This is a genomic window from Oceanicoccus sagamiensis (genome assembly GCF_002117105.1).
In the GTDB taxonomy this organism is placed as follows: Bacteria; Pseudomonadota; Gammaproteobacteria; order Pseudomonadales; family Dasaniaceae; genus Oceanicoccus; species Oceanicoccus sagamiensis.
In genome coordinates, this window is record NZ_CP019343.1 from 2,760,000 (window position 1) to 2,786,563 (window position 26,564).

24 protein-coding genes and 1 pseudogene are annotated in these 26,564 nt (G+C 48.7%); 14 read left to right on the forward strand and 11 right to left on the reverse strand.

The genetic code is table 11. The annotated features are described in order from the left end of the window. The first annotated feature begins 5 nt into the window (after positions 1 to 5). The gene (sppA, locus tag BST96_RS12695) at positions 6 to 1,868 is read left to right on the forward strand and encodes a signal peptide peptidase SppA (protein ID WP_085759068.1); all 1,863 of its coding nucleotides are present in this window, start codon (positions 6 to 8) and stop codon (positions 1,866 to 1,868) included. On the opposite strand, the gene glpE is transcribed toward sppA, so the two are convergent. Beyond that, positions 1,865 to 2,167, reverse strand: a complete 303-nt coding sequence (gene glpE, locus BST96_RS12700; RefSeq protein WP_085759069.1) for a thiosulfate sulfurtransferase GlpE — start codon at positions 2,165 to 2,167, stop codon at positions 1,865 to 1,867. The two genes, sppA and glpE, sit on opposite strands and share 4 nt — an antisense overlap. Positions 2,168 to 2,342: 175 nt before the next feature. On the opposite strand from glpE, the gene efpL reads away from it, so the two are divergent. The 5 genes from efpL to BST96_RS12725 all read left to right on the forward strand — a co-directional run bounded on the left by efpL (position 2,343) and on the right by BST96_RS12725 (position 5,733). Then, positions 2,343 to 2,834, forward strand: a complete 492-nt coding sequence (efpL, locus tag BST96_RS12705; protein WP_206045333.1) for an elongation factor P-like protein EfpL — start codon at positions 2,343 to 2,345, stop codon at positions 2,832 to 2,834. A gap of 22 nt (positions 2,835 to 2,856) precedes the next feature. Then, positions 2,857 to 3,900: an aminopeptidase gene (locus BST96_RS12710; RefSeq protein WP_206045334.1), complete on the forward strand. Its 1,044-nt coding sequence runs from the start codon at positions 2,857 to 2,859 to the stop codon at positions 3,898 to 3,900. A gap of 82 nt (positions 3,901 to 3,982) precedes the next feature. Further along, positions 3,983 to 4,648 carry a flagellar brake protein gene (locus tag BST96_RS12715; RefSeq protein WP_085759071.1) on the forward strand — a complete coding sequence of 222 codons (666 nt, stop codon included), beginning with the start codon at positions 3,983 to 3,985 and terminating at the stop codon, positions 4,646 to 4,648. Next, positions 4,641 to 5,024, forward strand: coding sequence for a diacylglycerol kinase family protein (locus tag BST96_RS12720; RefSeq protein ID WP_206045335.1), 384 nt, complete (start codon positions 4,641 to 4,643; stop codon positions 5,022 to 5,024). Before BST96_RS12715 ends, BST96_RS12720 begins: the two co-directional genes overlap by 8 nt. Positions 5,025 to 5,055: 31 nt before the next feature. Further along, complete coding sequence (locus BST96_RS12725) at positions 5,056 to 5,733, forward strand: PilZ domain-containing protein (protein WP_085759073.1); 678 nt, start codon at positions 5,056 to 5,058, stop codon at positions 5,731 to 5,733. Here the strand turns inward: BST96_RS12725 and BST96_RS12730 are convergent. The 3 genes and pseudogenes from BST96_RS12730 to BST96_RS12740 form a co-directional block, all read right to left on the reverse strand. Next, positions 5,722 to 8,864 (reverse strand): annotated as a pseudogene (locus BST96_RS12730) (efflux RND transporter permease subunit). The gene BST96_RS12725 and the pseudogene BST96_RS12730 sit on opposite strands and share 12 nt — an antisense overlap. Then, entirely contained in the window at positions 8,861 to 9,976 is a 1,116-nt protein-coding gene (locus tag BST96_RS12735; RefSeq protein WP_169713985.1) for an efflux RND transporter periplasmic adaptor subunit, read from the reverse strand. The pseudogene BST96_RS12730 and the gene BST96_RS12735 overlap by 4 nt, the downstream one beginning before the upstream one ends. Further along, on the reverse strand, positions 9,973 to 10,188 hold the full coding sequence (locus tag BST96_RS12740; RefSeq protein WP_085759075.1) for a hypothetical protein: 216 nt from the start codon (positions 10,186 to 10,188) through the stop codon (positions 9,973 to 9,975). The genes BST96_RS12735 and BST96_RS12740 overlap by 4 nt, the downstream gene beginning before the upstream one ends. Before the next feature lie 324 nt (positions 10,189 to 10,512). On the opposite strand from BST96_RS12740, the gene BST96_RS12745 reads away from it, so the two are divergent. Then, positions 10,513 to 11,811: a hypothetical protein gene (locus BST96_RS12745; RefSeq protein ID WP_085759076.1), complete on the forward strand. Its 1,299-nt coding sequence runs from the start codon at positions 10,513 to 10,515 to the stop codon at positions 11,809 to 11,811. Positions 11,812 to 11,883: 72 nt separating this feature from the next. Here BST96_RS12745 and BST96_RS12750 read toward each other — a convergent pair whose 3' ends face one another. Next, a complete protein-coding gene (locus BST96_RS12750; protein WP_085759077.1) occupies positions 11,884 to 12,639 on the reverse strand; it encodes a hypothetical protein in 756 nt (251 codons plus the stop codon). 351 nt (positions 12,640 to 12,990) lie between these two features. Between BST96_RS12750 and BST96_RS12755 the strand changes: the two genes are divergently transcribed. Then, entirely contained in the window at positions 12,991 to 13,320 is a 330-nt protein-coding gene (locus tag BST96_RS12755) for a DUF1244 domain-containing protein (protein ID WP_420814586.1), read from the forward strand. A gap of 91 nt (positions 13,321 to 13,411) precedes the next feature. Beyond that, complete coding sequence (locus tag BST96_RS12760; protein ID WP_157117948.1) at positions 13,412 to 14,212, forward strand: hypothetical protein; 801 nt, start codon at positions 13,412 to 13,414, stop codon at positions 14,210 to 14,212. Between the two features lie 8 nt (positions 14,213 to 14,220). On the opposite strand, the gene BST96_RS12765 is transcribed toward BST96_RS12760, so the two are convergent. Then, a complete protein-coding gene (locus BST96_RS12765; protein WP_085759079.1) occupies positions 14,221 to 14,628 on the reverse strand; it encodes a hypothetical protein in 408 nt (135 codons plus the stop codon). Between the two features lie 155 nt (positions 14,629 to 14,783). Here BST96_RS12765 and dinB point away from each other — a divergent pair, with 155 nt between their 5' ends. Both dinB and BST96_RS12775 read left to right on the forward strand, forming a co-directional pair. Further along, positions 14,784 to 15,929: a DNA polymerase IV gene (gene dinB, locus BST96_RS12770; RefSeq protein WP_085759080.1), complete on the forward strand. Its 1,146-nt coding sequence runs from the start codon at positions 14,784 to 14,786 to the stop codon at positions 15,927 to 15,929. Between the two features lie 100 nt (positions 15,930 to 16,029). Beyond that, positions 16,030 to 16,593: a DUF4136 domain-containing protein gene (locus tag BST96_RS12775; protein ID WP_169713986.1), complete on the forward strand. Its 564-nt coding sequence runs from the start codon at positions 16,030 to 16,032 to the stop codon at positions 16,591 to 16,593. A gap of 18 nt (positions 16,594 to 16,611) precedes the next feature. Here the strand turns inward: BST96_RS12775 and nhaA are convergent, their stop codons facing one another. Continuing rightward, a complete protein-coding gene (gene nhaA, locus BST96_RS12780) occupies positions 16,612 to 17,787 on the reverse strand; it encodes a Na+/H+ antiporter NhaA (protein ID WP_085759082.1) in 1,176 nt (391 codons plus the stop codon). A 75-nt stretch (positions 17,788 to 17,862) separates the two neighbouring features. Next, entirely contained in the window at positions 17,863 to 18,807 is a 945-nt protein-coding gene (locus BST96_RS12785) for a D-hexose-6-phosphate mutarotase (RefSeq protein WP_085759083.1), read from the reverse strand. Positions 18,808 to 18,945: 138 nt separating this feature from the next. Here BST96_RS12785 and rapA point away from each other — a divergent pair, with 138 nt between their 5' ends. Beyond that, positions 18,946 to 21,906 carry an RNA polymerase-associated protein RapA gene (rapA, locus tag BST96_RS12790; RefSeq protein ID WP_240554797.1) on the forward strand — a complete coding sequence of 987 codons (2,961 nt, stop codon included), beginning with the start codon at positions 18,946 to 18,948 and terminating at the stop codon, positions 21,904 to 21,906. Between the two features lie 2 nt (positions 21,907 to 21,908). Here rapA and BST96_RS12795 read toward each other — a convergent pair whose 3' ends face one another. The 3 genes from BST96_RS12795 to pyk all read right to left on the reverse strand — a co-directional run bounded on the left by BST96_RS12795 (position 21,909) and on the right by pyk (position 25,163). Then, positions 21,909 to 23,183, reverse strand: a complete 1,275-nt coding sequence (locus BST96_RS12795) for an HDOD domain-containing protein (protein ID WP_085759084.1) — start codon at positions 23,181 to 23,183, stop codon at positions 21,909 to 21,911. Between the two features lie 124 nt (positions 23,184 to 23,307). Beyond that, the gene (gene arfB, locus BST96_RS12800; RefSeq protein WP_085759085.1) at positions 23,308 to 23,721 is read right to left on the reverse strand and encodes an alternative ribosome rescue aminoacyl-tRNA hydrolase ArfB; all 414 of its coding nucleotides are present in this window, start codon (positions 23,719 to 23,721) and stop codon (positions 23,308 to 23,310) included. Between the two features lie 8 nt (positions 23,722 to 23,729). Then, positions 23,730 to 25,163, reverse strand: a complete 1,434-nt coding sequence (pyk, locus tag BST96_RS12805; RefSeq protein ID WP_085759086.1) for a pyruvate kinase — start codon at positions 25,161 to 25,163, stop codon at positions 23,730 to 23,732. Between the two features lie 208 nt (positions 25,164 to 25,371). Here pyk and BST96_RS12810 point away from each other — a divergent pair, with 208 nt between their 5' ends. Together BST96_RS12810 and BST96_RS12815 are read left to right on the forward strand one after the other, a co-directional pair. Continuing rightward, positions 25,372 to 26,019: a DsbA family oxidoreductase gene (locus tag BST96_RS12810; RefSeq protein ID WP_085759087.1), complete on the forward strand. Its 648-nt coding sequence runs from the start codon at positions 25,372 to 25,374 to the stop codon at positions 26,017 to 26,019. Then, positions 26,019 to 26,561: a DUF2058 domain-containing protein gene (locus tag BST96_RS12815; protein WP_085759088.1), complete on the forward strand. Its 543-nt coding sequence runs from the start codon at positions 26,019 to 26,021 to the stop codon at positions 26,559 to 26,561. The genes BST96_RS12810 and BST96_RS12815 overlap by 1 nt, the downstream gene beginning before the upstream one ends. Positions 26,562 to 26,564 lie beyond the last annotated feature (3 nt).

Sequence of the window (26,564 nt, forward strand, 5' to 3'; positions counted from 1 at the left end):
AACCAATGGAAGAGAAAAAACCAGGTTTTATCCGCCGTAACTTTCGCCGCTTGATGACCCTACTGTCCACGCTGCGTATTGTGGTCACCAATCTACTGTTTTTAGTGGTATTGGGGGTGTTGTTTTTGGCTTTTTCCGGTGGGGAAATTCCAACCATCCCCGGCAAAGGTGCGCTGGTACTCAATATTCAGGGTAGTCTGGTCGACCAGAAAAATTACGTCGACCCTCTGGTACGAATTATGGGGGAGTCTGATCCTTCACAATACGAGACCCTGTTACAGGATGTGATCGATGCGATAGATTACGGCAGGGAGGATGAGCGAATTACCACGTTAGTGTTGTCGCTGGACGATATGATGTATGGCGGCATCGCCAAAATGCAGGAGCTGGCTCCGGCCTTACAACGCTTTCGAGACAGTGGTAAAAAAATTATTGCGGTCGGCGATAATTATCTGCAAGACCAGTATTGGTTGGCCGCCCAGGCCGATGAAATTTATATAAACCCCAACGGTGCGGTTTTGATTGACGGCTATGGTTTGTACCGTAACTACTTTAAGCAGGCACTGGAGAAGTTACATATTGATTTTCATGTGTTCCGTGTGGGTGAATATAAATCGGCGATGGAGCCTTATATTCGCAATGACATGTCAACCGAAGCCAAACAGGCTAATCAGGTTTGGTTAGGGGCGTTGTGGGATGAGTATGTGGTCGGTGTTGCAGAGCGCAGAAGCTTTTCCAAAGCTGACTTGAACCAGTATATCAATCAGTTTGACCAGCGTCTGGCTGATTATCAGGGCAATACCTCTTCAGCGGCTATGGCGGCTGGTTTAATTGATGGCATCAAAACCCGCGATGAAATAAACCGGTATTTAGTGGATGTGGTTGGCGCTGTTGATGAAGACGGTAACTATCAGGGCATTGGTTTTGAACGATATCTTTGGGTTAAAAATATAGAACTGTCAGAGGCTGCTGAAAGTGCCAGAGTGGGTGTTATTGTCGCCGCAGGCAATATTGTTGATGGTGAGCAAGCGCCTGGGGCGATTGGCGGCGATACCCTGGCTTCGTTAATTCGTGAAGCCCGGCGTGATGCGACCATTAGGGCGGTAGTGCTGCGTATTGATAGTGGTGGTGGCAGCGCTTTTGCCTCCGAGATTATCCGTCAGGAATTACTGCTATTAAAAGCCGAAGGCAAACCGCTAGTGGTTTCCATGGGAGGCATGGCAGCTTCTGGAGGTTATTGGATTGCAGCGGATGCGGATGAAATTTGGGCCCTGCCTTCAACCTTAACCGGTTCTATCGGTATTTTTGGTGCCTTCCCTACGCTGGATAAAAGTCTGGCTGCACTGGGCATCACTACCGACGGCGTTGGCACGACCAATATGGCCGGTGCGATGAGAATTGATCGCCCCCTACAGCCCATTGCAGCCCGCTCGATCCAGAGTATTCTTGAGCGAGGCTATGCGCAGTTTATAACCATTGTTGCAGAGGGGCGCGAGCTGCCGAAATCGGAAGTAGAGGGGCTGGCAAAGGGGCGCGTCTGGTCGGGTAAGGATGCACAGCGCTTAGGTTTGGTCGATCAGTTAGGCACGCTGGATCAGGCCATTGCCTCGGCGGCAGCGTTGGCAGAGCTGGATGCTTATGAAAAACAGCTGATTGATATTCCATTAACGCCCCAGGAGCAGTTTCTCAGGGAGCTAACCGGTGAAGTAGAGTTGCGAGGTTTAATGCTTGCCGGTGGTATTGATACGCGTTTTTTAAAGCAGGCTCAACAATGGCTGGCTCCGTTTAAAGGCGCGCTAAGCTTTGCCAATAGCATGAATGACCCACAGGGTTTGTACCTGCATTGTTCAAACTGTATGGCGCCCTAAAACTGGGTGCGCCATAATTCAAAGCCACCATCTACGCTGTATACCTCGGTAAAGCCCTGCTCGGCTAAAAACTGCCCCGCATTTTGGCTGCTATTGCCATGATAGCAATACACAATAACCGGGGTATCTTTGGCGGTGCTGCTGATAAAGCTATCGACACTGTTATTGTCTAACAGTAGCGCACCTTCGATATGACCATTATTAAATGACTGCGCATCGCGCACATCGACAATGCTGGCTGTGCCGGTATCGATCAGCGCTTTGGCCTCTATCGTTGAGATGCGTTTAAAATCCGCCATTGTGTTTATCCTATTCTATGTTGGTGACCAGTGCTGTTATTATACGGCCAGACTCCATTGGATGGTAATCCACCTATTAAGAAAAGAAAGAGGACAAGCGTGTGCCAAAAGCGAGTGATCTAAAAAAAGGGGATGTTGTTGATTATAAAGGAGCCCCCATATTGTTAAAAGTATTGTGGTTAACAATCCCTCTTCCAGAGGCGCGGCTACCTTATATAAAATTCGTCTCAACCATGCCAAAACCGGCCAGAAAGTTGATGAGAGTTTAAAGGGCGGTGATATTCTGCCGGATATTGATTTTGAACGCCGCAAAATGCAGTACTCGTATATGGACGGTGAGAGCTATGTGTTTATGGACGATGAAGATTACAGTCAGCATACCCTCAGTGAGTCTGATCTGGGTGATGGCAAGCTGTATATTTACGAGGGCATGGACAGTGTCGTTGGGATGATTGTAGACGAGCAGCTTATCGGTATTGAGCTACCCAATTCCGTGGTGATGAAAGTCACCGATACCGCGCCGGGGATTAAAGGTGCATCTGCTTCCGCCAGAACCAAGCCGGCTACCATGGCCACAGGTCTGGTTGTACAAGTACCGGAATATCTGGAAGTGGGTGAAAGCATTAAAATTAATACCGAAGATAATCGGTTTATATCCCGCGCCTGATATGTGTGCGATGGTCCGGCAAATGGCCCGATACAGTGTGGCTATGATTTGCTTACTGCTACTGACCGGTTGTGAAACACTCGGGTACTACTCGCAAGCAGCGGCGGGGCAGTGGTCACTATGGTGGCAACGTGAACCGATTGAGGACCTGTTAGCGGATAAGGCAACTGATCCGCAATTAAAGCAGCGTCTGCAACAAATCCTGATAATGCGAGACTTTGCCTCCTCCGACCTTGCCCTCCCCGATAATAAAAGTTATCGCTATTACACCGCCTTAGAGCAACCCTATGTGGTGTGGAATGTTTTTGCGGCGCCAGAGTTTTCTACCACAGCGATGCAGTGGTGTTTTCCTATTGCCGGTTGTGTGAGCTACCGCGGCTATTTTTCTGAGCAGGCTGCCAGGCAGTATGCCGAGAAGATGACAGCGCAGGGTTACGACACCTATGTCGGCGGGGTGGCGGCCTATTCAACTCTGGGCTGGTTTGCCGACCCGGTACTCAGCACCTTTATGGGCCGTGATGATGTGCGCCTGGCGGCCCTGTTATTTCATGAGTTGGCGCATCAACAGGTTTATTTACCCGGTGATACCCAGTTTAATGAAAGCTTTGCTACCGCAGTGGAGATTGAAGGGGTTAAGCGCTGGCTGGCCAGTATTGATGCTGAGCCCTTATTGGCAGGCTATTTACAACACCGCGCCATCCAGCAAGATTTTGTCAGTACGATGTTAGCCGCCCGGGAAAATCTGGAGGCTTTATATCAGTACGATGTAACGGATGATAATAAACGTCAGGCCAAACAGCAGTTACTGCACCGTATTGTGGCAAAAGACTATGCCCGCTTTCAGTTACGCTGGGGTGGTCTTAGCGATTACGACCGCTGGGTTAACACCGATTTAAACAATGCCAAACTGCTTACCCTTGCCAGCTATAACCAATGGTTACCGGCTTTCCAGCAGCTGCTGGACATGCAGGCCAATGACCTGCCGCGTTTTTATCAGCGCGTGGCTGAGCTGGCGGCTCTTGATTCAGAGCAGCGCAGGAATCAGTTGCAAGCCTTGATGCCATAATAAGTCCTTTTTAATCATCACCTTAAAGATTCTAATCTTCTGCTAAACTAACACTCATTAGTGCCCAATAAAGAGACGGTTAGTGAAACTATTTGAAGACCTAAGTTTATCCCCCGGGGCCTCGGTGCAGGTGCTTGTGGTGGGTAATGATCACCAAAGCTATAGTTTAGATACGGTTTATATTGGCTCCCTGTCGCTGCACTCGGTGATTGTAGCGATGCCCTCAAAACACACTGAGGTGATCTGGCGTAGCGGTATGAATGTTGCTATGACCGTGGTGGTCCCTACCGGTGTCGCCACCTTCAAAACCCGAATTGATGCTATTGGCGAACGGCCCTATAGCTATATGCATTTAGCTTACCCACATCAGGTTAAATTTCGGGAAGTCCGTGGAGCGGCCAGAGTCAAAGTTGAGCTACCCGCGGAAGTGGCCAATCTCAGCGGTCATGCCCAGCCCAGTCATTTTAAGTCCCATGTGCTGGATATTAGTGTCACGGGTTTGAAATTGGCGACGGATACCAATATTGGCAAAGTGGGGGACGAGTTAACCATTCATATTGCGATGCATTTTGCGGGTGAAGAAAGGCATTTGTCGATCAAGGGCGTGATCCGTGCCCGCCTGGGGACGGTGGCAGGCCATGAGTACTCTAATATTTTTGGTGTGCAGTTTTTACCGTTGGCAGACGAGCAGCGAATACTATTACATGCCTTTGTGCTAAATGGCTTACAGGCGGGCAGTTTTGCCTAAGTCCAAGCCAGAGCCGTTTACGCTCAAATCCCGCTTCCAGAGTATGGGCTACGCCCTGGCAGGGGTGGCGGATTTATTACGTCATCAACACAATGCGCGCTTGCATGCGGTTGCCGCGCTGCTGGTGCTGATGCTGGCTTTTCTATGCTCTGTGCAGCGCTGGGAATGGGCGGTATTACTACTGGCTATTGGCGGCGTATGGTTGGCTGAAGCGATCAATACGGCGATTGAATATCTGGCTGATGCCTGTCACCCCGAACAACACCCATTAATCAAGCGCGCAAAAGATGTGGCTGCGGCCGCTGTGCTATTATTTTCACTAACGGCATTGCTAGTAGGCTTATTAGTCTTTGTTCCTTACCTGGCGTTGCTGTGACAAAAAGTGTTTTAAACAGGTTTTAACAATTATGCGTTTTAACGAGCTGTCGTTGCCGGTAGGCAAAAAAATGTCCATGCATGTGGTGGGTTTGGATTATAAAAAACACCAGATCGATGCCCAGTTACTTGGCTACTATGAAGGCAAAAACCTGATGGTGGCTTTGCTGGCCAAACCCGGGCAAATTTTATTACAGCAAGGGCAGGCGGTTAGTCTGGCGGCGCAGCTACCAGAAGGCAGTGTGCAATTTGAAACGGAAATAGAGCATATTCATGAATCTCCTTTTCTCTATGTGGTACTGGATTATCCTTTAGGCGTTAACTTTACCCCTATGCGCCAGCATAGCCGCTTGCCCGTCGATACACCGGTGGAGGTAACCGGGCATACCGGTATGGGGATGACCACTAGTTCAATCCACGGCAATATGCTCGATATCAGCCGCAGCGGTGCCCGTCTGGTATTGGAAAAAGAGCTGACGACCATGGTGACAAAAATTTCGCTGGGGGTCATGCTGGAGTCGCAAGGTTTAGAGCGTGATATGACCTTAACGGCTCAGGTGCGTAACACCGCAGAGACTTCCGATTTATATCCGGAGTGTGGCTTTGCCTACGGTGTCGAGTTGATTGACGTTGATGAAGTCGATGAGTTGTTTTTGCGCAGCTATTGTTTACAGGAAATAAACCGTGGCCGCGCTTTATTATGTCCCTAAAGTTTTTTCAGCAGCGCTGCCAGCTATAGTGCTGTTGCCCTTCCAGAGTCTGGCAATATCATCGAGTACCATATAAAGGCAGGGCACCAATAGCAGAGTAATCACTGTAGCGAAAATAATACCAAAGCCCAGTGAAACGGCCATAGGGATCACTTGCTGTGCCTGGGTGCTGGTCTCCAGCAGCATAGGCAGCAGGCCAAAAAATGTGGTGAGGGAGGTAATAAGAATCGCTCTAAAGCGTTTGGCCCCCGAGTTAACAATAGCTTCAAATTTATTAGCCCCCCGGCTTCTGCTTTATTAACAAAGTCCACCATAATCAAGCTGTCATTAACCACCACACCGGATAAGGCGATAATGCCAAAAAATGACATCATATCGAAGGGAATTCCGACCACCATATGCCCGACCATGGCGCCAATAATACCAAAGGGTATGACCGACATAATTATCAGCGGTTGGGTATAGGATTTTAACGGGATCGCCAGCAGGGCATAAATACCCAAAAGTGCGATGGCAAAGCCTTTGAATAAGCTACCAAATAATTTGGTCGTCTCTTCGCTTTCACCATCGAGCTTATAACTGGTGCCCGGATAGCGTGCCTGTAAATCCGGCATAAAGTGTTTAGTAATATCGTCCACCACCTCAGAGGGTTCAGACACGGCTTTATCGAGTTCGGCACTAATCTTAATCGCGCGCTCGCGATTAATACGGGTCGTTTTGCTATAGCCCGGTGCAATCTCTAATTCTGCCACTGAACTAAAAGGGACTTCGTCGCCGTCCGGGGTTCTGATATACATATTTTCCAGACTGGCAATATTGCTGCGCTCAGATTTGGGGTAGCGCACCATGACTTTGATTTCATTGGTTTCCCGCTGCATACGCTGTGCCTCGGCCCCATAAAAAGCGTGGCGAACTTGTCGGCCTAAGTCAGCCAGAGTAATTCCCAGGGCCTCAGCTTTCGGTTTTACCGCTAATATAATTTCATCCTGCGCCGGGCTGACATTATTGCGAATATCATAAATACCGTTATAGGTCGCCAGTTTCTGTTCCAGCTCGGTGCCAGCTTGTTTTAGTTGGTCGAAATCCTGGCCAATCAGTTTAAAAGCAACCGCCGCGCCGCCATGCCCCTGCATATCGCTAATCGATAAGACCTTGGCACCGGGGATCTCACCGACCAGCTCACGCCATTGTTCAGAAATTTCACCACTGGACATACTGCGGTCTTCCGCTTTAGTCAGTTCCATCATCGAGTTGGAAAAACGGCCGTCATTGCCCCATGAAAAAATATGGTGGACCAGACCGATCTCATTCCCCGTATCGGCTTTATAGCGTTCATCGAGTGTATAGATCGCATTAATAACCTTATTGTGTGCTTCGGTGGTTTGGCTATCCGTGGTGCCCTCTACCATCTCCAGCTCAGCGCGGAGAAAATCCCCCGGCATAGCGGGGATCAGTACAAAGCGAATAATGCCACCGGCTAACAGACCACCAATAATAATCAGCATGGCCAAAAATACCGCAAAGGTAGTGTAGCGATTGCGGATACAGCGCATTAAAAATGGCATATAGCTATTTTGAACAAAGTGACTCAGGCGCCGGTTATTGCTATCGGGAAAGCGATTTAAGATACCCCAAACCCCTTCATGTGACGGTTTGCTATGGGCCAAATGTGAGGGCAGGATCCATTTGGATTCAATCAGTGAAAAGATCAGGCATAGAATAACAACCCAGCCCAGTGCCTCCGGGAAGACCGCAAATAAGCCTTCCGTAAACAATGTGGGCATAAATGCGACAATGGTGGTCAGCACTCCAAAGGTGGCGGGGGTGGCAACCCGTAAAGCCCCTTCGATAATATTGTCGACACTGTGGCCCTTTTCTTCCGTGGCTGTATAGGCGCTTTCGCCGATAATAATGGCATCATCGACCACAATCCCCAGGATTAAAATAAATCCAAACAGGCTGATCATATTGAGGGTGACGTCAATAAACGCCAGCGGCATTAAAATAAAGGTGCCCAGAAAACACACCGGCAAACCAGCCATAACCCAAAAGGCCAGCTTAATATCTAAAAACAGTGCCAGCACAATAAACACCAGCAGCGCTCCCAGGGCCAGATTTTTTAGCATCATATCCAGCCGGCCTTCAAGGTAATAGGTAATATCTGCCCAGTGATCAATGCTAACGCCAGCGGGTAGGGTGGGGCGTTTTTTATCAACATAGTCTCTGCCAGCGCGGGCGACAGTAATGGCATCCTGATCACCTACGGTCATCACTTTAATCGACATACTGAATTTGTTATCAAAGAGCGCAAAGCCCGTAGTTTCTACAAAGCCATCTTTGATCGTGGCAATATCGCCCAGAGTTAACCGGGTGCCGTCGGGCCGGGTAATTAATACGACCCGCTCGAAGTCATATTGCTCGTAGGCCTGGCCTTTGGTGCGCAGCATAATATCGCCGTTTGCAGTTTTTACGGAACCTCCCGGCAGGTCGACGGAGGATTGGCGAATAGCCTGTGCCACCTGGTCCAGGGTCAGGTTATATTTACGCAGTGTCAGTTCAGTGACTTCAATGGTAATTTCATAGTCTCTGGCTCCGAGAATTTCGGCATAGGCAATATCTGGCTCCTGCAATAATTCATTTTTTACTTCATCCGCCAGAGTTTTAAGTGCTTTTTCATCCAGATTGCCATAGATTTGAATAAAGATAGCGTGGTCGCGTAATTGCAGTCGTTTGATAACCGGCTTTTCGGCTTCTTCGGGAAAACTGCTAATGGCGTCAACCGCCGATTTAACTTCATCGAGTACCGCGAGCACATCAAAGTCTTCATAAATAGAAAGGCTGACGGAGGCCATCGACTCACTGGAGGTGGACTCCACTTTTTTAATCGACTCGATATCCTTAACCGCTTCTTCAATTTTTAGTACCAGGCCCTGTTCCACTTCCAGAGGGGCTGCGCCGGGGTAGGCCATATTGATGGTAATAATATTGGTGACGATTTCCGGGTCAATCGCCCGTTGAATATTGTAGGCGGCATTGCCCCCAACAATAAAAATAAACAGCATTAATAGATTGGCCGCTACAGGATTGCGGGCAAACCAGGCAATAATCCCTTTGTGGTTGGTTTCACTCATGCTGCCTGATCCTTGTTAACCGTGCCATTGTCGCTGGTATTTTCATCTTGCAGCGACGTTGGCGGTGTTGCGGGGGCCAGATTGAGTGATTTTTCGGCGGGCTTCGGTGATGTTTCCGGCAGAGTTTGTTGCTCCAATAATTGGTTGGTTGCTGTAACCGTGGAAATGCGTACCTCAGTCCCCGGGATCGCGCCAACAATATTCGACAAGCTAATTAATTCACCCTCTTTTAAACCCTGGGTAATATAAATCTCCGTCCCTTCGGTGCGCAAAATATTGACCTTGCGGTTTTGCAGGCGCTGTTGCTCATCAATAACCCAGACATAATTACCCGCTCGCAATAGATGGCGTGGCAGGGTGATTAAGCCCGTTATTAAGCGGCCTTCTATATTGGCATCGACAAAGGTGCCAATCCGCAATTCTTCCGGGTGGTCGCTATTAATGCCGTAGGGGTCGTCAATTTCTGCCACCGCAAACAAGACTCGGCTACGCTCGTCAAACACACCTTCAGTGCGCATAACCTTGCCTTGCCAGTGTCTGACCGTACCACCGATTTCGGCATACAAATCTACCTTGGGGTGTACGCCCAGTTCGCGATCGGCAAGGGTGGGTAGTTCCAGATAATGTAATTTATTTTCTGGCAAGGCCATACGCAGCTCAGCAAAGTCGATAGCAAAGGTTTCTGCCAGGGCGCTTCCTACATTGACATATTGGCCTATATCCACCTGCTTTGACCTGACCAGACCATCATAGGGGGCGCGAATGGTGGTGCGGTCCAATTGGTCGCGGGCATTGTCGAGGTCGGCAATCGCAGACTCCAGTTTTGCCCGGGCATCTTCCAGTTGCGGCTTGCGCAGGGCCAGATCATTGGCCGCTTCGCTGCGTTGGACGGAACTCTTATATTTTACCCAATCTTGATAGGCGACTTCTGCGCGGCCCTTTTCCGAGGCTAAATTACTTTTGGCACTGGCCACCGCTGCTTCTGCACGTTTTAGATTGGCGAGATAATCCCGCTGGTCAATGCCCAGGATAATATCGCCTTTATGGAAAAAGCCACCGGCTTTAAAATCCTTGGCCACCGAGGTAATTCGGCCAGCGACTTCAGCAATCAAGGTGGTTTTGGTTCGGGGGTAATCATACCCTGAGCTCGAACCGATACCCGAATATCTTCTTTAACCGCTTTGGCGGCATTGACCAGCAGTGGGCGATGCTTGATCTCGACCTGCTCTGGGGCAGGGCGGTTTAAATACAGCCCGGTGGCTATCAGAACGGCAACCAGAATAATGGCAACGGGTTTAATAATAACGGCGTAATTCGCTGGCAATTTAATAATCCTTTGAATGAATAGCTTGAAAATGTAAAGAATAAGTCAGGTGTAGCAGGCGGGCCGATGGACACGGCCTCTGGAATTGCCTAATTATATATCATCGAAGCGTTATTCCACCATTATTGTAAGGTTAAATATTCGTTAAAATAGGTGTATCTACGTAAGTTTGAGTAAGGCATTCAATCTTTGCGTTAGTTCCTTATGCCTTTAGGGATTGAATCACCGGCTTTGATCACAGCTTTTTGGGGCTGTTTGTCTATACTGTAGTTATGAATGTAGTTATGAATGTAGTTATGAATGTAGTTTTAAAGAGTGGGTAAATTGAAGCCTGATATGTTGTTATTACGCCTGTTATTAGTAGCAAGTTTGTTATTGGCTCACAGTGCCCTGGCCGTTGATGCCAAGCGTATGTGGCTGCCCAAAAAATATGCCGCCGTAAAACCCAAACTATTGCATGCAGCCAGAGATGCCGAAAGCACTGAGCGTTGCAACACCGTGGTGGCCGGTGAAATGATTGTGCGTAAAAACACCGCAGAGAACTACTACTTTGTGATTACCTGCCGCGATAGCAACTTGAAAACCTACAATTTAACCTACCAATACCCTGTAGCGGGCACAGCCCCCGATTTAGTGGCAGAGCAGCGTTCAAAAGAAGCCCAGAAGAAAAACAAAACGGTAGAAATTGAAGAAACCGGGGTTAGTGGTGCGCAGGCCTTGCAGCTTTGTCTGAATGCGTTTAATAAAGCCACTGATGAGTTAGACGAAGTACAGGTGCTAGAGCAACCTGCTCCCGTGGAACTGGCCCCCAACTACCGCTATAGCCTGCCCTTTACTGCCCAAAGCGAGCTGGGCAACGATGTGCTTTACAGTGCCCATTGCCAGGTAGAGAGCAAAGGTGAAACCCAGATTGAGCTGGTTTTGGAAGAAATGGGCGCGGTTGCTATTTGTCGCGACAGCTTAAGGGCCGAAGCTATTCTTTATGGCCGTATTAATATTGATACTGAGGCCATTGAGTCGCTGCCTACTGAAGTCGAGGGTGGCTATATGATTGAACTCCCCTTCGATGTGACCAACCGGATCGGCTCGACAATTCGCTATGGTTCCCGCTGTACCATTGATGCCGAAGGCTATAGCGAAGTGACTATTCATTTGCTGCCTGCCGGTGCTCTCGCTATTTGTAAAGACGGCCTGTTAACCGAGACGCTGTTGATGAAATCGGTAACAATCGCGGAGCAGGCTTCGGCCGAGGGTATCAATGGCAACCGCTTTAATTTTGAGATCCCATTTAAGGCCAATGACCCTGATGGTAATCAACGCAATTTTAAAGCCTTCTGCGAAGTGGATGAAGAAGGTGAAGCCTATGTCAGCACTGAAATTGATCGCGACGCGATAGTGGCCGTGTGTATTGGTGAAGTAAAGCGTAAAACCAGTAAAATGAAAGGGGTGGTGATTCTGGAAGATGAAATTCCCGCTTTGGCAGGTGATGAAGAATCTGGCTATGTCGGTATTATCCCTTTTGATGCCACTAACCCGATGGGCAAGGCCTTACATTACCAGGCCGATTGCCGTGTGGGTGGCAATGGGCGCAGCACTATCAAACTGGGTGCCAGAAGGCGCTAACTCTTACAGGTTATGCATAAAAAAGGCCGCCTATCGCAAGATAGTCGGCCTTTTTAGCTTTAGCTAAAGGTCTTACTTCTTTTTAGCTTTAGCGGCTTTCTTGGCAGGCTTCTTAGCGGCTTTCTTGGCAGCTTTTTTAGCAGGCTTTTTGGCTACTTTCTTAGCGGCCTTTTTAGGAGCAGCTTTTTTGCTGGCCTTTTTAGCTTTAGCAGCGGCTTTCTTGGCTTTTGCCTTCTCTTTAGCAGCGGCTTTTTTGGCAGCGGCTTTAGCTTTGGCAGCGGCTTTCTTGGCAGCAGCTTTTTCTTTAGCAGCGGCTTTCTTGGCAGCAACTTTAGCTTTGGCAGCGGCTTTCTTAGCGGCTACTTTAGCTTTGGCAGCGGCTTTCTTGGCAGCGGCTTTGGCTTTAGCGGCGTCTTTCTTGGCCTTGGCAGCAGCAACTTTAGCAGCAGCCTTCTGGGCAGCAGCTTCTACTTTAGCGCTAGCAGCGGCATTTTTAGCAGCAGCATTGGCTTCAGCCAGTACAGCCTTGGCAGCTTTAGCAGCAGCTTTAGCGTCAGCATTGGCAGCTTTAGCAGCAGCAACAGCCTGGCTTGCTTTAGCAGCTTGTTGCTTCGCAGCTGGAGTTTTCTTGGCTTTGGCGCTGGCCAGCTTTTTAGAGGCTGAAGTCAGAGCGGCTTTAGCCTTAGCGGCTGCTTTATTTGCTTTAGCGGCGTTCTTGGCTGCGTCAGCGGCTTGCTTGGCAACTGCTTTAGCCAGTTTGGCTTGAAGTTGTGCAATTTCTTTTTCAAGTTGAGCAACAGGGTTTGCTGCTTTCTTTGCTACTGCCATTGTGTGGATCCTTATCTATGAATAAAAAGAAAAATTAATAAAAAGTTTATATAAACGTGATTAAAAAAATCGGACGAATTATAGCCATTTTTCAAAGGCTTGCTACTAAAATGGTGAAAAAAAGTTCAAAACATTTGTTTTTTTTCAATTAATTTTACAATGTGGGCGTAAATTCACTTTTATTGACCCGTTTCACCTTAGTGGTATCGTTATTGATACGGATAAAAAACAAATATGCAGTGATTCAATCCAGAAATTAAATCAGTGTTATTATTCTTTTTTGCGTTATAACCAGAAATTTGAACGGCTGCTTGTTACACTTTGACACACTGCGGTGACATAAACTGTGTTATGACTGAATCGATAAATAAAAAAAGAGGCACCAATATGGACCAGGAAAAAACAACAGAGGTTGAAGCGGCCGTTTTTCGTCGTCTGCTAGCCCATTTAGATGCGAATAAAGATGTGCAAAATATCGATTTAATGATTTTGGCAAATTTTTGCCGCAATTGTTTATCCAAATGGTATATGGCTGAAGCAAAAGAGCTGGGAGAGTCTGTGGATTATGATCAGGCTCGTGAAATTGTCTATGGCATGCCCTATAGCGAGTGGAAAGATAAACACCAGTTGGAAGCGACCCCTGAGCAATTAGCACAATTTGAGAGCAAACAATCCTCCTGAATCATTGATGCTAATGGTTAGCCCTATGCTTACAGAGGCCGTCTCAATGATAAATAAGCTTTGTTATATGGTGCTTATTGGATCGTTGCTGATGATCGTTCAGCTCGCTGCCGCGTCTGATGATGATTTAGAACCGGCCAATTACGCGTTTTCTAATTATATTGGCAATGGTATTTATCGCGCATCCGGGCAGCGGGTGACGGTATTTAATCTGCCTTTTGATTATATTCCTCCGGCCCAGTCTGAGCTGTCGGCCAATGACCCTGAAGCCACCAGTTATTTCTTTCGCCTGCCGGTATCGCTGGGTTTTTATAACTTCGATTTTGATGATGTGATTGGTGGCGATATTCCCAACCGGGCTGATACCTTCACTTTTGTACCCGGTATCGAGTGGCGTGTTCCCCTGAATGAGCGTTTGCTGATTAGCCCCTATATCGACTTGGGTTTGGGTAATAATTTCAGCACGGGTGAGCAAGTGATGATTTATTCTACCGGTGTATCCAGTCAATACAGTTGGGGAGGGAATAATCAGCACTTATGGGTTAACCGGCTATTTTATGCCGCTTATCGAGGATTATCGGTCGATATCAATGATGCCTATGGGGCTATGCAATCAGGTGTCGATTATCGCCTGCCATTATCCTTTGACTCACTGGGCCGCCGCAGTTTTTTTACCGCCTACGGTCTGGCTATTTGGAATTTTAATCGACTTGAATTTACGGTGCCGGGTGAGCGGGCGGTGGGTATTAATAAAAATTACGAGGCCGGTTTTACTTATGGTTGGGACCAGCCCCTGGAATATGGTCCGTTTCAGTTAAAGCGCATAGGTATCGGCTACCGTACTGGCGACCGCTTAAAAGTATGGCGCCTGTCCTTTAATCTGCCGATTTAAGCGCTTGCCTAGAGCAGTGGGCCATGGGGTAAATATTGATTGCTGCTATGGGCTTTAATCCACAGCACCAGCTCGCGATTTATTCCGGTACCGCGTTGTTTGAGTATTTTCCCTAACCAGATTACCGGTGATTTTGCTTCGGCTTCCCAGCCGGGCAATTTTTCCGCTACGGTAAAAAATTGCATTAAAGACTGAATTTGCTGATCGGTTAGCGTCTCTGCGGCACTAAACCATAGCGCTTTATCCAATTGCATTAAGCCTGCATGCTGTTGTTGCTCTTCAGGGGAGAGCAGGGTGGCTAGATCGTCTAATTGGTCGTTTTCACTCAATTGAATAAAATGCAGTAAGTTGTCACTGTTAATGGCTGTAGGTTGTGGCGATGCTTCAAGTGATGGGTCCCAGCTACCGATGGACATAGGGCTTCCTGTTATTGGGTGGTTTGACATGGGATTGTAGCATTTTAACGGCTGTGGCAACGAGCCAGCTTGCCCAATCTGCCAAAAACTGGCCATTTACACCATATTAGATATACTGTGCATCTATACAGTTAATAAGAAGTCAAAGCCTGCCAATGACCATATTGCTACCGCGAGTAGGGATTCAAACACGCCATAAGGATAATAAAAGTACTGAGCCCCAGCGCAAGATTATCCATTGCGATGCGGACTGCTTCTTTGCGGCGATAGAAATGCGGGATGATCCCAGTTTGAGAAATCGCCCTATTGCGGTGGGAGGCTCCTCTGACCGACGCGGGGTGATCTCCACCTGCAATTATGAAGCCCGTGCTTATGGGGTACGTTCCGCCATGCCTACCGCGACGGCTCATCGTCTATGCCCGGACCTGCTAGTGGTGCCGGGGCGGATGGAGCGCTATAAAGAAGCCGCCCTGCAAATTCGCGATATCTTCTTCGATTACTCCGAGCTGGTAGAGCCCTTATCCCTTGATGAAGCGTTTATCGATGTCAGTGGCAGCCCTGCCTGTTATGGCAGCGCTACCCTAATCGCCGAAGAAATTCGCCAACGTGTTTTTGAGACCGTGGGTATTACCGTGTCAGCGGGGGTTGCGCCGAATAAATTTCTCGCCAAAATTGGCAGTGATTGGAATAAACCCAATGGCATCACCGTTATTCCGCCGGCTAAAGTGGACGATTTTGTCCAGTATCTGCCGGTAGATAAGCTATTTGGCGTGGGCAAAGTCACCGCGGAAAAAATGCACCGCTTAGGCATACAGAACTGTGGTGATGTGCGGGCCTATAGTATTTATGAGCTATCAGAGCTTTTTGGCAGCTTTGGCCCGCGACTCTATGATTTGTGCCGGGGTATCGACCAGCGGCCAGTCAAAACCAGCCGTAACCGAAAATCCCTGAGCGTAGAGCATACTTATGCGGCAGACCTGCCCTCAGTACAGGGTTGCTTAGGCCAGTTGCCTGCTTTGTTTCAGCAACTAAGCCAGCGCCTGCACAAATTAACCGATGGCGCCGCGGCTAGCCAATACCGTGTACATAAGCAGTTTGTCAAAGTGAAGTTTAATAACTTCCAGTCTACAACGATGGAGTGTGTGACCGCAGGCACGCCCCGTATCGCCGTATTTAAACAATTGTGCAGTGATTCCTTTCAGCGCGGTGATGGTTTGCCTGTGCGCTTATTAGGGCTTGGTGTGCGTTTCGAGGACAGCAGTATGGATGACCCGCAGCAGTTGCCCCTATTTACCCACTAGCTACGCTAGCGTTACACTGCGGAGACTTAGCCCTGATTAATTCTTCGCCCTGATTAATCCTTGGCCCTGATAATAGAACGGACCCCTGGAGCAAGAGACAGTGAAACACCAACTAGCTATCGTTATTACCACCCTATTGTTGACAGCCTGTATTGGTAGCAAAGTCGTGGTCAAGCCCGACAGTACCTTTGACGCAGCCAACTACCAGCGCTTTGCCTGGATGCACGAGGCCATTACCAACGATGGCCGCAATAGTGCTTACTACAATCTCGATCGCTCCATTCGCAAAGGCATAAGCGCCGAGTTGGTCAAAAAGGGTTATCAGCAGGTGGCTAAAGAGCAGGCGGAATTTTTATTGGACTACAGTTTTTTCCAAAGTGTTTCACCAGACCGTGGAGGTATTATCTCTCCCCGGGATGAAAGCAATGCCGCCTGGGATAATGGTAGCGATATCAATGGCACCTCATTACACAACCACTATATACCCGCTGAAATCCAGCGCGGTAATCTGTCATTGAGTATTAGTGACGCTAAACAGGGGCATGAAGTGTGGCAGGTCACGATGACCAAGGTGATAGAAAACCAGATGGAAGATGAGGCCGCGGTTAAAAAAAGTGTGCGCGGCCTGATACCCAAATTATTAAGAGAGCTGCCTGCTAAATAATGTTATAGCGGCTTACCATTACAGATCTTTGGCATCTTCTTTAGGTAGCGTGAAATGCAAGAAAAAATAACCAAAAATAGCCGAGGCAAAAGACCCCATCAGGATACCCAGTCGGTCCACGGCTAAATAATCTTCTCCTGTCTGTTCAAAGGCGAGTGAACCCACAAACAAGCTCATGGTAAAACCAATCCCACACAGGATTGAAACACCATAAAGTTGTGACCAGCTAATGCTGGGTGGCGGTGCCAGTTTGATTTTTACTGCCAGCCAACTTAAGCCAAAAATACCCACCTGCTTGCCGAAAAACAAGCCCAGCGCAATGCCCAGTGGAATGGCGGTAAATGCTTCACCCATCGCCTCGCTGTTCATCACCACCCCGGCGTTCATAAAAGCGAATAAAGGCAGGATAAAAAAGGCGACGGTGCCATGTAAGTCGTGCTCCAGTTCTTTAACCGGTGAGCCGCCTTTATCATCTAAATAGGGGATAAAGAAGGCCAGTGCGACACCGGCCAGGGTAGCGTGGACGCCGGACTTTAATACGGAAGCCCAAAGGATCAGTCCAAATATGATATAGGGCGTCAGGCTGGTAACACCGCGCCGGTTTAAGACAAATAAAGTGATTAAACAGGCTGCAGCGATCACCAGTGAAGTCACTGACAAATCACTGGTATAAAACAGGGCAATAATAATAATGGCGCCAATATCATCAATAATGGCCAGTGAGACCAGGAATATTTTCAGGGCCGTAGGTACACGCTTACCCAATAAGGTCAAAATGCCCAGTGCAAAGGCTATATCGGTAGCGGCAGGGATGGCCCAGCCTTGCATGGCGGCTGAATTATCCCAGTTAAACCAGCTGTAGACCAACGCCGGTACTGCCATACCTCCGACAGCAGCAATAGCGGGTAAAATAATCTTGCTGGGGGATGACAGTTCGCCATCGACCAGTTCCCGCTTTAGCTCCAGACCAACCAGGAAAAAGAACACCGCCATTAAACCATCGTTAACCCAAAGTAATAGGGGCTTGGCGATTTCAAACTCAGCAAAGCGTATTTGTACCGGAATATCTAAAAAACCGCCATACATCGCTTGTAGCGGGGTATTGGCAAAAATCAGCGCCAGTACGGTGGCGATAACCAGCATAATGCCACCGGCGCTTTCCAGTCTTAGAAAGTTTTTAATCGGTTCAATCATAATGCCCAGTATCCAGTCGTTCTTTGTCGGTTAGGTAGTGCCGTTAGTAGTGCTGCATGTCTAACTTAGCATAGCTTATTCGGTAGAGCTTGAGATAGTTAGCTTAAGGTGGTGGCTATCGTTAGCCGCCAGTTGGATATAATCCTGCTCTGCATTGGCGGTTTCAATACAGAGCATACGCAGATAATCGTCGTCGGCAAAATTAGACAAGCGTTTGGATTTTTCTATCCATGGGTTCCAGACGATACAGCTATGACTGCCCTCGCTGTTGATAGTCATCCGTCGCTGGGCATCTTTGATGGTGATCGCGTGGTTGGTGCCCCGGTAAATGCGATCGACTTCCTGATCAATCACCAGGCTGCCATGCTGTTGCTTTTCCTGCCAGTCGTCCAGGCTGTCGATATAGCTGTGTTCATCAAGGCCGCCCACTATCGTATCGTCAATGGCATTGACGCCAAAATAGCTGTGCAGGGCGCTGGCAAAGTGAACAGTCTTATCACTCAGGTTGGTGACAGAGAAATCCAGGCTTAGGGTTTCACCAACGCTAATAACCATATTCAGTTCGCAGGCCGAAGGCCATAGCGGCTCCTGGTCCGCGGCAAGCTGCAATTGCAGGTGCAGGCGGGTGGTGTGTGGGTCGGGTGTTGCTACCGAGACTACATCCCATAACCGGCTGCGTACAAAGCCGTGGGCACTGACACCCTCATGGTCGGGGATTTGCTGCTGCACCGCCTCGGGATTGCGGGCAATATCGCCAAACCAGGGCCAACAGACAGGAATACCACCTCTAAGGGGGGTGCCTTCACGGTAATCACTCTCGTCACTGCACCAGATCAGCGCAGGCTGCCCCGGAGTCTGGTAATGACTGAGCTGGGCACCCTGTAAAAACACCGTAGCGGTAGCGGCCTTATTGGTGATACGCACCGCCAGCAGCTCCTTATGTAATTCAATCACCACGCCTTCTAACTGGCCAAACTGGCTATAAAGTTGCTGCATTTGGTGGCCAATATCTGAACTCATGGTTTTTCCTGCTAAGGTGTTAAATGGGGTACTGAAAAGCCGTTAAGCTTATAGGGAATATTGAGTAGATAAAACCTTTGCTGTTGGTTTTCTTATCCCTTATTATCCGCGCCCATTGCAGCGTTGCCTACGGTGGCTGTGAAGCTATTAACTGACTTGCGAGAACTGTTTGTGCCCTCACCCGTTTTTGTCCCCGGCCAGCGCTGGATAAGTAATACCGAATCTGAATTAGGTCTTGGCATCGTGGTAGAGCTGGCCAACCGGCGGGTAGAAATTAGTTTTCCCGCCTCCGGTGAGCGCCGCACCTATGCTGTGGATAATGCCCCTATCAGCCGCGTGCAATACGAGGCAGGGCAACAAATCCACAATGAGCTGGGCGAGCTGATTACGGTTAATGATGTATTGGAGAACCAGGGCTGCCTGATCTACAACGGGGTGAATGAGCAGGGCGAAGCGGTGATTTTGCCTGAGATTGATCTCAACAGTTTTATTCAATTCAGCAAGCCACAGGACCGCCTGTTTGCGGGTCAAATCGATAAAAACCGCGCCTTCCAATTGCGCTGCCAGACTCTGGAGAATATTCGCCACCAGCAGCAATCACAGGTAAGGGGCTTATTGGGCCCCAGAGTTCAGCTGTTACCCCACCAGCTCTATATTGCCAGTGAGGCCGCTAACCGACATGCCCCCCGGGTATTATTGGCCGATGAAGTCGGTTTGGGTAAAACCATTGAAGCGGGTTTGATTTTGCACCAGCAACTTATCAGTGGCCGCTCCAAGCGGGTTCTGGTGGTGGTGCCTGATAGTTTGCTACACCAGTGGTTAGTTGAAATGCTACGCCGTTTTAATTTGTCCTTTACCATTTTGGATGAAGCGCGTTGTGAAGGTTTGGAAGAGTTGGGCGATGTGGAAAATGACCCCTTTTTCGATGAAGAACCGACACCGCAAGACGATAGCTATAACCCCTTTGAAAGCGCACAGCTGGTCTTGTGTACCTTATCATTTTTGACCAATAACCCAGAGCGCCAGGCCCAGGCGGCAGCGGCGGATTGGGATTTGTTAATTGTTGATGAAGCCCACCACCTACAGTGGAGTGAGGCTGAAACCAGCCCGGCTTATCGCTGTATAGAAACTCTGGCCCGCCAGGCTCGGGGCCTGTTACTACTGACTGCAACCCCGGAGCAGTTAGGGGTGGCCAGCCACTTTGCCCGGCTGCGCTTACTGGACCCCGATCGCTACTACGATCTGGCAACCTTTATTGAAGATGAAAAGAAACATAAGCCGGTTAATGAGCTGGTGCAGCATTTATTAGCTGATGATGTCTTTGAGCAATTGCAAAGCAACCCGCAATTACTACAGCAGCTTAGTGCTTACTTGGGGGATGCCTCGGTAGCGCCGTTGCAGCAGGCTTTATCAGGGGGGGGCGGTGAAGAATTTGATCAGGCAATTGCTACTGTAATCAGTGATCTGCTGGACCGTCATGGCACCGGCCGTGTGTTATTTCGCAATACCCGTTCATCCGTAGCCGGTTTTCCGGATCGACAATTACATCAATACCCATTGCAGCCCGCTGATCGTTATAACGATGCGATTATGCATGCTGCGATGGAAGAGTTACTTGCTCCTGAACTGTTATTGGGTAGTAGCTGGATTGCCGAAGACCCAAGAGTCGGCTGGTTGTCTAGCTGGCTCAAAGATCATCGCTCAGAAAAAGTGTTAGTGATTTGTGCTCGGGCAGAAACCGCACTGGATTTAGAAGAGCATCTCAGGCTGCGCGGTGGGGTACAGTCGGCGGTTTTTCATGAGGGCTTATCGCTGGTGGCCAGAGACAGAGCGGCGGCTTTTTTTGCCGACGATGAAGAGGGCGCACAGGTATTAATTTGTTCCGAGATTGGCAGTGAAGGGCGTAACTTTCAGTTTTCCCACCATTTAGTGCTGTTTGATTTACCGCTTAACCCGGATTTACTGGAGCAGCGGATTGGTCGTTTGGACCGTATTGGCCAGCGTTATACCGTCGATATTCATGTACCGTTTTATGAAGATACCGCCCAGCAGGTGTTGTTGCGCTGGTATCACGAAGGTATCAATGCCTTTGAGCGTACCTGCCCTGCGGGTTTAGCGTTGTACCAGCAGTTTGAACAGGCGCTGATTCAGTGTTTGAACGACGGTGATAATGGTGCTGCCATGGAGCAATTAATCAGCGAAACTAAAACAGCAACCGCTGCTACCTTGCAGACCTTGCAACAAGGTAGAGATCGCCTGTTAGAGCTCAATTCCTGTAATCATGAAAAAGCGGATGCCATTGTCGAGACAATGATTGAAGAAGAGCGCCGCCAGGAATTATCCAATTATATGGAGCAGGTGTTTGACCAGTACGGTGTCGAGCAAGAGCATCACAGTGCCGCCAGTGTTATTTTGCGCCCTGGTGATCATATGTTGGAGCATAGCTTTCCCGGCTTAACTGAAGAAGGTGTCACCGCCACTTATTCCCGCGAAGTCGCCTTATCCCGAGAAGATATGCAGTTTCTTAGTTGGGAGCACCCGATGGTTGCCGGTGCGATGGATATGGTACTTAGCGGTGAGTTTGGTAATACTGCTTTTTGTACCCTGAAGTTACCGCCCTTAAAAGCGGGCACCGTGCTATTGGAAGCCATCTTTATTGTCCATTGTACGGCCCCCAGTGAGCTGCAAATACAACGTTATTTACCTTTAACCACTATGCGTATAGTCGTCGACAGTAATAATACTGACTTGAGTAAAGTGCTGACACCAGCGCATTTGGATAAGTTGGGGCAAAAGGTGCCGAAACGCAGTGCACAGGATTTGATCCGCCATGCCCGCCCGCAAATCAGCGCGATGATTAGCCGTGCTGAACAATTGGCTGAACCCAAAAAGGATGGGCTTATTGAAGAGGCGGCAGGAAAAATGCAAACCGAGCAAGTGGCTGAGTTGGGACGATTAAAAGCACTGGCTGCTGTTAACCCTAATATCCGTCAGGAAGAGGTTGAGTACTTAAAACAGTCGGCGGTGAGTTTGCAGCGTTATTTGCAGGGCGCACAATTAAAATTGGATGCGGTGCGGGTTGCCCTGGTGACGGATTAAAGCTACTGATTAAAGATAGCCCTTAACTCAGCAATTTGATCTTTGGCTTCGTTAATAATAGCCGTAGTTTGCTCAGAACTTAGCTGGCGTTTTTTCAGTTTTTCAAAGGCGGGGACAGAATTAATTTCTGGCAGTGAAGGGCTGACATCGTCTTTCCCTTGCAGGGCATATAAAGTGGCCACCTGCACCAAGTCACAGTAATCAAAATCTGAACCATCCTCAGCAATAGTGCCATTGCCCCGCATCCAGTCGCCGGATTCTCTGGCGACGGTAATTAAATCTTCGGTAAAGTCCCAGCGGCTTAGTACCATTTCCCCGAGTTTGCCCCGCAGGTTGGTGGTGGCAATATTTAAACGGTTTTCATCGGTGGATAAATCGTAAAAACGCTCAGCATAAGTCAGTACGACAATCTCACCAATGCTGTGAATTAAACCGGCTAATAAGGCTTCTTCTTCATTAAAGCGCGGTAGTTGTTTGGCTAATACATAGCTATAAGCGGCCACCTCAATACTTTGTTCCCATAATCTGTGCATATGGTCTTTAAATAAATGGGACTTGGTTTCAAATAGCGCCAGCACGGCAAAGCTGGTCACCAGTTGTTTGGTGGTAATCAGGCCGAGCCTGGCAATCGCCGTTTGCGTATCATCACAATGGCTGGCTCCGCGGTACATCACACTATTAGCAACTTTGACTAACTTGGTGGCAATCGCCGGATCGGTATTCACCAGTTTGGCCAAATCCTCCATGCTGCATTCCGGGTTATCAATCAATTCCCGAATACGAAAGGCAACCTCTGGCAAACTGGGTAGTACAAAGCGACCGGTATTTAATTCCTGCTCAAATTCATAAATCAGTGAGTGGCCTTCTTCGCCGGCCTTTTGTTGCATTTCTTTGACCACAACCCTGCTGTCAATTTTACGGGTATTACTTTGCAGTTCATCCAGTACCGAGGCGCTAATGACAAAATAACTAATGGGGCTCGCAGCTTTAGCGGTATACATACGCGGGCGAAGGCGGGCAATAGGGAAGCGGGCATTGGTGCTGTCAGTGCTGATCAGGTTTTCGCGGCCATCCTGGGCAATCAGGCTAATAGTGCCGCTGATTAAATAGAATTCATTGCTATCAAAGTCACCGTGTTCAAACAGGCATAGACCAATATCGCCGGTTTTGATATTGATATCTTTGGCAAGCAGGGTTAATAGCTCATGGTCGAGGCTGTTAAAGGGGGAGTATTTGGGTAATAGCTCCATTAGCGTCGAGATATCGGCTTCGCTCATCGTGGTACAGGTATTCCTTTAGGGGTCATCAATATGTCACTAAGTTTATACGTTAAAACGGTTTTTGTCCGTCCGTCTATCTAGCAGTTCTTCCGTTTATCCCAGCTCGGGATGGATAATGGGCTTAGAAGCTGGGTTTGCCCCTGAGGGACTTGGTTTTACCGCGCTGGGTTTTTTTATCCATACGTCGCCTCTGTGAGCCTTTGGTGGCCTTGGTCGGGCGGCGTACTTTGGTCAGTTTGGTGGCTTTTTTAATCAGTTCCTTTAGCCGTTGCAGAGCATCTTCGCGGTTTTTTTCCTGAGTTCTATGGGTTTGGGCTTTGATAATAATAATGCCCTCTTTACTGATGCGCTGGTCACTAAGCTGTAATAGCCGCTGTTTGTAAAAATCCGGCAGCGATGATGCCTTGATATCAAAGCGTAAATGAATCGCAGAAGAGACTTTGTTGACGTTCTGCCCACCCGCACCCTGTGCTCGAATGGCGGTAATTTCCAATTCGGAGCCGGGAATAATAACGTGGCTGGAAAGCGTCAGCATGCTCTGGCCTAACCTGGATACTCAAGAATTTTTAAGGTGTTCGTCATACCTCCAGAGCCGCGAATATCACCACAGGTGATAATCACTCGATCACCGGCTTGGAGAGCGCCGGTATCCGCTATGGTCATCATCGCGTTGTGGTAAACATTGTCTTCGCCATCATTTAAGTCGACCAGAATAGGGACTACACCGCGATAGAGGGCCATTCGTTGGCAGGTTTGCTGGTGACGGGACATACCATAGATCGGCAAGCTTGAGCTTAGTCTCGACATAATTAAGGCGGTTTCACCGGATTCAGTTAAACATATACTGGCCCTGACATTTTCCAAATGGTTGGCGGCATAAATCGCCGATAAGGCAATCGACTCGTTAGTCGTTTCAATCATTTTATCAATGCGATAACGGGAGGTGCGGGTTTCCGGATGTTGCTCTGCACCCAGGCAGGCATCGGCCATCGCAGCCACGACTTTTGTGGGGTGTTTGCCGGTGGCCGTTTCGGCCGAGAGCATCACCGCATCGGTACCATCGAGCACTGCGTTAGCCACATCAAACACTTCGGCTCGTGTCGGTACCGGGGAGTGAATCATCGACTCCATCATTTGGGTGGCGGTAATCACCGGTTTATTGGCGCGCCGGGCCTGGCGAATAATCTTCTTTTGCACACCAATTAATTGTGCGTCACCAATTTCAACTCCCAGATCACCACGGGCTACCATCACGCCATCTGAGGCAGCGATTAACGCATTAAGGGTGTCATCCGAGGCGACGGCTTCGGCCCGCTCAATTTTGGAAATAATATTGATATTGGCATTCAGCGCTGCCAGTTTGTCTTTCACCGGAATTAAATCATCGGCACAACTGGGAAAGGAAACTGCCAAAAAGTCCAGTTTAAGCTCCACCGCCAGCTCAATATCGGCTACATCTTTTTCCGTAATCGCTGGAGCAGAGAGACCGCCCCCTAAACGGTTAAGGCCTTTGCGTGATTTTAACTCACCACCGACTTTGATCTTGCAATGGACGTCATCCCCTTCGACTCCGCTAACGGTTAGCTGGATCAGTCCATCATCCAGCAAGAGGGTATCACCGGCCGCGACAGAGCCGGGCAGGGCTTTATAGCCTACCGATACGCAGTTATCTGTTTTGGCTTTGCTGTCGTCAATGGTCAATGTGATATCGCCACCATCAAGCAGTGTCAGTGACTCTTTATGTAAATCACCTATGCGAATTTTAGGGCCTTGCAGATCGCCCAAAATCGCGGCATTGATCTTCTTATCGGCGCAGACTGCTCTAATAATACTGGCTTGTTCGCGGTGGCCATCCGCTGAACCGTGAGAAAAGTTAAGACGAAAGACGTTGACGCCCTTATCTAACAGTCGGGCTATCATTTCAGCGCTGCCGGAGGCGGGGCCTATGGTGGCAACAATTTTGGTTCTTCTAACCATGGTGGATCCTTATCACTATTGTGCTTCTAGTATGGTTCAAGTTGCTGATAATTCTACTAATCACCCCGAGCTTTTTGGTGATTTTGTGACATTGATGGTTTTTTCATCAGCAGTGAATATTCCTTACAGTCTACGGTGTTTATAAGGCCGTTTTCACAGTAAACTATGGCCTTATCGAACGATTAAAATAACAGTGAATATCGCCATCATGTCACAGCAACAGCCGATAAAAATAGAAGTCGTCTCAGATTATGTCTGCCCCTGGTGCTACGTGGGTAAACGCCGCCTTGAAAAGGCTCTGGCCCAACGCCCGGATTTGGCCGTTGAAGTCAGCTTTCGTCCCTTTCAGTTAAACCCGGATATGCCCCGAGAGGGCAAAGATCGCAAAGCGCATATGATCAGTATTTTTGGTGCTGAACGTGCCGAGACGATTATGGGGAGTATGGGGGAAATAGGCCGTGAGGAGGGTATTACCATCGCCTATAAGGAAGGCTCGCGCTCTCCTAATACCCTGTCGGCCCATGTGATATCCCAGTTGGCGCTTGAGCATGGCAAGCAGGATGCGATGTCAGAGGCTTTATTCAAAGCTTTTTTTACGGATTGTGACGATATAGGTGATAGTGACGTGCTCACTCGCTTGGCGGTGGAGGTAGGTTTAGACAGGGCTACTGTGACTGCTGCGCTGGCGAATGCTGATGCCGAACATGCAGTTATCGAAGGGGTTGAAGTCGCCAGGCAGCAAGGGGTTACTGGTGTGCCCTTTTTTATTATTGATAACCGCTATGGTTTGTCCGGTGCGCAACCGGCGGATACTCTGGTTGAAGTGTTAGACAAAGTGACGCAGGAGGTGGCGTAATGGCCGGTTCACTACAGGATCAATTATTAAAAGCGGGTCTGGCGGATAAAAAGAAAGCGAAACAAATTAAAAAGCAAAAGACCAAGCAAACCCAGCAGCAGCGTAAATCCAAAGAATCTGTGGTGGATGAAACCAGGCAGCAGGTAGAGCAAGCACGGCAGGAAAAACAACAGCGTGACCGCCAGCTCAATGAAGAGCGTATGGCGGAGGCGGATAAGAAAGCGATTGCGGCACAGGTGAAGCAGCTGATCGAAGTCAATCGCTTATCCCGCGAAGGTGCCGAGCTTGATTATAATTTTACCGACGATAAAAAAATTAAGAAGATACTGGTCGACCACATCATGTTGGAACAATTGAGCCGTGGCCGTTTAGCCATTGTCAGTTTGAACGATAAGTACGAAGTCGTCCCAGCAGGGGTGGCGGAAAAAATACAGCAGCGTTTACCGGCGCGGGTCATTGTTGCCAACGAAGTCGCCAGCAATGATATTGATGAAGATGATCCTTATGCCGATTATCAAATCCCCGACGATTTAATGTGGTAAGGC

Bases quoted from the DNA above. Each gene is read 5' to 3' on its own strand.
- BST96_RS12785 (WP_085759083.1), bottom strand. From the start codon at position 18,807: ATGAGTTCAGATATTGGCCACCAAATGCAGCAACTTTATAGCCAGTTT.
- BST96_RS12725 (WP_085759073.1), top strand. From the start codon at position 5,056: ATGCGTTTTAACGAGCTGTCGTTGCCGGTAGGCAAAAAAATGTCCATG.
- BST96_RS12750 (WP_085759077.1), bottom strand. From the start codon at position 12,639: ATGGCAGTAGCAAAGAAAGCAGCAAACCCTGTTGCTCAACTTGAAAAA.
- sppA (WP_085759068.1), top strand. From the start codon at position 6: ATGGAAGAGAAAAAACCAGGTTTTATCCGCCGTAACTTTCGCCGCTTG.
- glpE (WP_085759069.1), bottom strand. From the start codon at position 2,167: ATGGCGGATTTTAAACGCATCTCAACGATAGAGGCCAAAGCGCTGATC.
- pyk (WP_085759086.1), bottom strand. From the start codon at position 25,163: ATGGTTAGAAGAACCAAAATTGTTGCCACCATAGGCCCCGCCTCCGGC.
- BST96_RS12795 (WP_085759084.1), bottom strand. From the start codon at position 23,183: ATGAGCGAAGCCGATATCTCGACGCTAATGGAGCTATTACCCAAATAC.
- BST96_RS12710 (WP_206045334.1), top strand. From the start codon at position 2,857: ATGGCCCGATACAGTGTGGCTATGATTTGCTTACTGCTACTGACCGGT.
- BST96_RS12765 (WP_085759079.1), bottom strand. From the start codon at position 14,628: ATGTCCATCGGTAGCTGGGACCCATCACTTGAAGCATCGCCACAACCT.
- nhaA (WP_085759082.1), bottom strand. From the start codon at position 17,787: ATGATTGAACCGATTAAAAACTTTCTAAGACTGGAAAGCGCCGGTGGC.
- BST96_RS12755 (WP_420814586.1), top strand. From the start codon at position 12,991: ATGACTGAATCGATAAATAAAAAAAGAGGCACCAATATGGACCAGGAA.
- BST96_RS12760 (WP_157117948.1), top strand. From the start codon at position 13,412: ATGATCGTTCAGCTCGCTGCCGCGTCTGATGATGATTTAGAACCGGCC.
- dinB (WP_085759080.1), top strand. From the start codon at position 14,784: ATGACCATATTGCTACCGCGAGTAGGGATTCAAACACGCCATAAGGAT.
- arfB (WP_085759085.1), bottom strand. From the start codon at position 23,721: ATGCTGACGCTTTCCAGCCACGTTATTATTCCCGGCTCCGAATTGGAA.
- BST96_RS12815 (WP_085759088.1), top strand. From the start codon at position 26,019: ATGGCCGGTTCACTACAGGATCAATTATTAAAAGCGGGTCTGGCGGAT.
- BST96_RS12810 (WP_085759087.1), top strand. From the start codon at position 25,372: ATGTCACAGCAACAGCCGATAAAAATAGAAGTCGTCTCAGATTATGTC.